5 protein-coding genes are annotated in these 5,382 nt (G+C 59.4%); all 5 read right to left on the bottom strand.

Translation table 11 applies throughout. The annotated features are described in order from the left end of the window. A partial coding sequence (locus tag P8R33_RS14765) for a PQQ-dependent sugar dehydrogenase (protein ID WP_278329716.1) occupies positions 1 to 957 on the bottom strand: 957 nt, incomplete at its 3' end. Beyond that, positions 954 to 1,388, bottom strand: a complete 435-nt coding sequence (locus tag P8R33_RS14760; RefSeq protein ID WP_278329715.1) for a DUF2231 domain-containing protein — start codon at positions 1,386 to 1,388, stop codon at positions 954 to 956. The genes P8R33_RS14760 and P8R33_RS14765, both read right to left, overlap by 4 nt. 36 nt (positions 1,389 to 1,424) lie before the next feature. Further along, positions 1,425 to 1,727 carry a hypothetical protein gene (locus P8R33_RS14755; protein ID WP_278329714.1) on the bottom strand — a complete coding sequence of 101 codons (303 nt, stop codon included), beginning with the start codon at positions 1,725 to 1,727 and terminating at the stop codon, positions 1,425 to 1,427. Next, on the bottom strand, positions 1,720 to 4,257 hold the full coding sequence (locus P8R33_RS14750; protein WP_278329713.1) for a cbb3-type cytochrome c oxidase subunit I: 2,538 nt from the start codon (positions 4,255 to 4,257) through the stop codon (positions 1,720 to 1,722). Before P8R33_RS14750 ends, P8R33_RS14755 begins: the two co-directional genes overlap by 8 nt. Next, on the bottom strand, positions 4,254 to 5,300 hold the full coding sequence (locus tag P8R33_RS14745; protein WP_278329711.1) for a cytochrome c oxidase subunit II: 1,047 nt from the start codon (positions 5,298 to 5,300) through the stop codon (positions 4,254 to 4,256). Before P8R33_RS14745 ends, P8R33_RS14750 begins: the two co-directional genes overlap by 4 nt. Positions 5,301 to 5,382 lie beyond the last annotated feature (82 nt).

The following is a 5,382-nucleotide window of genomic DNA, read 5'->3' as shown; positions in this document are numbered from 1 at the left end:
GTTCACCAGGTCGGGCCTCGCCGGCCTGATCCTCGGATCGACGTTCTGGCCGTAGTAACTGTAGGGCCAGCCATAAAAGGCACCGTCGCGTACGGAAGTCAGATAATCGGGGACGAGTTGCGGCCCGAGTTCGTCGCGTTCGTTGACGACCGCCCAGAGTTGCTCGTTCCACGGATCAAAGGCGAGTGCGGTCGGGTTGCGGATGCCGGAAGCGAATATCCGACTGGCGCCCGTTTCGCGGTCTATCTCCCATATGACCGCACGGTCCTCTTCGACATCCATGCCGCGTTCGCCGACATTGCTGTTCGAGCCGATGCCCACATAAAGCTTCGAGCCATCGGGGCTGGCGGTCATCGCCTTGGTCCAGTGGTGATTGATTTTCGCGGGAAGCTTTGTGACTTCGGTACCGGACCCCGCGATTCTGGTGGCTCCTTCGGTATATTCGAAGCTTACCAGATTACCCTGATTGGCTACGTAGAGCGTGCCATCGACCAAGGCCAAGCCATAGGGAGCGTCAAGACCTTCGATAAAAGTGGTCTGGAGATCGGTTTGCCCATCGCCGTCCTCATCACGCAGCAGGGTCAGCCGGTCCCCGCCTTCGACCGGGCTCTTGCCGCGCTTCTTGATCCAGCCTGCGATAACATCCTTGGGCCTCAGCTTTGGCGCCTTGCCTCCAGAACCCTCGGCGACCAGAATGTCTCCGTTGGGTAGAACCAGCGTCTGCCGCGGGATCTTCAGATCCTGCGCAATTGCGGACACGGTATAGCCTTCGGGCACGGTAGGAAGTTCACCCTCCCAACCTTCCGGCGTCGGGATTTCCATCGCCGGCACGAGAGCATCGTTCTGTGCGGGAAGCTCGGGCCGCTCGCCGGTCTGATCGAGATCGGGGTCGCTGCTGACCTGGCAGGCGGCAAGCGCGATAGTCAGCGGTAAGGCGAGGTATGCTAGGCGGATCATGCGCGTTTCTCCACCGCAATGGTGCTGTAGGCGATAAAAGCCGCGATCAAGGCAAGGATCGAGCACAGTATCGAAAGCACGAGCCCCAAAGTGCCAACGGAATGCCAGCCGTCACGAGCGTGCTGAAATGCATTCAGCAGACCGAGGCCGAACATTGCGGCGACGACGATCAGATAGAGCGTACCGCGGCTTTTCAACTGGCGGGCACGCCCGAAGAAGAGGCCGAGAACTGCCCAAGCGAGCACCAGACCGGCAAACAGATCCGCCCCGGCTATCAGCCAGGATGAGAAGTTGGTCCACTGGATCTCTGCCGTATTCAGATAGGTTATGTCGGTGAGAAGCGCGGCAGGATATAACGCCACCGGAAACGCAAGCAGGATCGCGTGCAGCGGATTTGCAAGTGAGCGGGAATTAGTGACTGTGCGGTCCATGCGGGCAATCTCCTCTGCCAGCCTTGCCTTGCTGACCTAACCAACCAAGGCAGGGAAGGTGCCGAAGATTACACCTGCCCCAGCCAGACCAAGGGCACCAAGAGCAAGCGGCGAGCGTGGAGCAGGTAGCCTCCGGACTGCGACGACCAATGCGGCGATTGCGATTAGACCCGCGCTTATAGCGATGATCCGCGCGATCCCGTCATCAGGGAAAACCAGCACCCCGGCGTAGCTTAAAGCGAAATGCGCCGACCAGATCAGGAAGGCGATCAGTAGCGTACGATAGATCGACGGTCGGTCGATCGGCTCGCCAATCTCGCTGTGGCTCGGCTCAGACACCGGGGAACACCCTCGGCAAAAGAGTAAAGATCATGCCCTGTAGCGCGCAGAACATTATGAAACGTGCGACGATATCCATGGTCACGTTTGTTGGAGTAGTCATGATCCCTCGTGCCTCGCGAAAGGCGAGATAGGCGGCCATGATGACAGCAACTACGACCACCTGTCCCTGAAGCACCGAAAGCATGAAGACAGTCGCACCCATACCATTCGCGGTGGGTTCAAGACCCGTCGCGAGCCAACCAGTCACATCGAGGTATAAAGCGCCGACCAGCAGGGCCGCAGCAAGTGCCTCCAGCATCCAGGGCAGGTCTTCGGCAAGCCTCCCTTCTTTCGTCGCGAGAAACCGACGCCCGCCCCAGGCCGCAAGGAGCGCCGCCGCTTCTATCCCGACAATAACTGCGGTTTCGCCGAGCGGCGGAGGCGCACTCCAGACTTCGGGATTGATGCCATATAGATAGAGATAGGCGAAAACGGCCATGAAGCCGATCATGCCGATCACGACCATCAAAGTGTTCAACGCCCACCAGCCGTGGCTTTTCGGACCGGTGATTGCGATCGGAACCTCGATACCGCCACCGATGTCAGCGCTTTCCTGTTTGATGGGACGGTCGGTTTCCCAAAGCCATCGCAGCGTACTCAGCACTGCTACAATCCCGCAAAACACAGCAAAGGCGTAGCCCTGCACCGTCAGCGAGAGGAAGAAGAGAGCGGTGAATACGGCTGCTGACAATGGCCATGGCGAAGGGCCGGGCATGAGTTGAACGTATTGTGGTTCAGCCAAGACGGTCGAGGTGATCAGCGTCTCGCGCTGGCCAGTGGCAGAGTTCGGGAGGAAATAGCGCCCTTCTTCGACTTCCTTCGAGATTTGGGGGCGGTCCCACAATGGTTCACGCGACGTGACCAGCGGGATCGAGCGCGTGGAATACAGACCGGTCGGAAGCCATTCGAGCGTGCCGCCGCCGTAGATATTGCCTGCATCGTCATGAACCGTGAAACGAAAGCGGCGCGCGAGATCAAATAGAAACAGAAGTATTCCAGCGGCCATTACGAAAGCGCCGATGGTGGACACCATATTGAGCAGATCGAGATCGCGCCCGGGCAGATACGTATAGACCCTGCGCGGCATGCCCATGAGCCCGGTCAGATGCATGGGGAAGAAAGTTATGTGGAGACCCGCGAACATCAGCCCGAAGACCCATCTGCCCACCCGCTCTGACAAGGCTCTGCTGCTAGTCATGCCGTGCCAGTGATAAAACGCGGCAAACATCGGAAAAACCATGCCGCCCATGAGCACGTAGTGGAGGTGGGCGACGATGAAATAGGTGTCATGCGCCTGCCAATCGAAGGGTACCATGCCTACCATCACGCCGGTCAATCCACCCATCGTGAAAATCACTACGCTCCCGACTACGAATAGCGCAGGCGTGGTCCATCTGATCTTGCCGCTGGCAAGCGTCGCAATCCAGCAGAACACCTGGATGCCGGCAGGCAGGCTGACCGCCATGCTGGCGGCGGAGAAATAGCCTGCAGAGACGCGCGGCATATCGGTAGTGAACATGTGATGCGCCCACACGCCGAAGCTGATGAAGCCGGTAGCCACCAGTGCCAGTACGTTGAGTCGGTATCCGACGAGCGGCACCTTTGCGACTGCGGCCACCATCATGCTCATGAGACCCGCGGCTGGGATGAAGATAATGTAGACTTCCGGATGGCCGAAAAACCAGAAGAGGTGCTGCCACAGCATAGGATCGCCGCCGCGAAGTGCATCGAAGAAGGGCCAGTTGAACGCTCGTTCGATCTCCAGCAGCATTGTGCACAGGATCACGCTGGGAAAAGCGACCACTATCATTACCGCGAAGACCAGCATGGCCCACGCAAACATCGGCATCTTGTCGAGGGTCATCCCAGGCGCACGGGTGCGCAGCACACCCACGATGATCTCGATCGCCCCGGCAATGGCCGAGATCTCGATGAAGCCGATGCCGAGCAACCAGAAGTCGGTGTTGATACCGGGACTGAAGGCAATGCTCGTCAGTGGAGGGTACATGAACCAGCCGCCGTCAGGGGCCAGGCCCACGAACAGCGAGAGGAAGAACATCGTCCCACCCACGAAATACGCCCAGAAAGCGAAGGCCGACAGCCTGGGGAACGGTAGATCGCGTGCCGCCAGCATCTGCGGCAACAGCATGATCCCGATCGCCTCCACCATTGGCACGGCAAACAGGAACATCATCACCGTTCCATGCATCGTGAAAAACTGGTTGTAGGTGTCGACGCCGAGGAAATCCTGCATCGGAGCGGCGAGCTGAACGCGCATGCCCAGCGCCAGAATCCCCGCTGCAAGGAAGAAGCCGAAAGCGGTGACGACGTACCAGAAGCCGACGTAGTTGTTATTGACCGCGGTAAGACGTGCCCACCCTTTGGGCGCGCGCCAGATGCGGTTCAGTTCCTCGACTTCGCTGTCGGGGCGCTTCTCGGTGGGGAAGCGCTCGTAGAGCGCATGATCGAATCCCGTCTCGGATCTCATTTCTGCTGCTCGAGCCAGATCGCGATAGCTTCGAGCTCGTCTGCATTGAGCATGTCATAGCTCGGCATGCGATTGCCGGGTTTGAGCGATTGGCTGTCGCCTATCCAGCCGATGAGGGTACCGCGATTGTTCGGCAATATACCCGCGCCCAGCGTACGGCGTGATCCGACATGGGTGAGGTCCGGACCAGCAAGGCCATTCGCCTCTGTCCCGGCTACACGATGGCACGCAGCACAACCGGATTGCATGAAGAGTTGCTGCCCGGACAGCTGATCAGAATTTGCGTCAGCGCCTGCATCCGGGCGCAAGTCCGCTGACTGCTCCGAAGCGACCGTCATTGAGGCGGATAGTGGTTCTTCTGGCGTGGTTATGCCGCGCCCTGCCGAAACGAGACGCTCGTTCCGTTCCGCAAACCATTCACGAAAATCGCCGTCCTCATGGGCTACAGCAACGAAGCCCATCAGCGCATGTTGCCGCCCGCAATATTCTGCACACACCCCGCCGAACTCGCCTGCGCGATCTGCCTCGATCCGCAGCAGAGTGCGCCGCCCGGGAATCATGTCCTTCTTTCCCGAGAGATGCGGCACCCAGAAGCTGTGGATCACATCGGCGGATTCCAATTCAAGCACCACCGGACGTCCGACAGGAATGTGGATCTCGTTCGCATCTTCCATCACGACCGCGCCCGATGGGTCCAGATACTGAACACGGAACCACCACATCTCGCCGGTAACGCGAATGCGCATTTCGTCACCGCGGATCGGCTCTGTCAGGCTGGCCGTGAGCGTTAGTCCCCACACCAGTAGCGCGGTCAATACGATGCCGGGAAAGGCCACCCCCCAGATCCAGATCGCGCGTTCGCCTCCAAGCCTCGCTTTCCACTTGTCCGGTCCCTTGACGGCGACCCAGAGAGCAAAAACCACGACCAATGTGACGAAAGCGCCCAAACCGAACAGCGACCAGGCCAAGGTGGTGACCCTGCCCGAATAGGGACCTGCCGGATCGAGTACCGGAGGCGGCCAACCCCAGAGTGCGTCAATCATGGTCGAGACCATATAAATAGGCTGCGATATCTGCCGCCTCAGCCTCGCTAATTGGCATTGGCGGCATGGAAGAGCCCTCCTT

This window comes from Qipengyuania flavescens (assembly GCF_029688735.1).
In the GTDB taxonomy this organism is placed as follows: Bacteria; Pseudomonadota; Alphaproteobacteria; order Sphingomonadales; family Sphingomonadaceae; genus Qipengyuania.
Note: the sequence above shows the minus strand (reverse complement) of the source record. Positions and strands in the feature narration are given on the sequence as shown.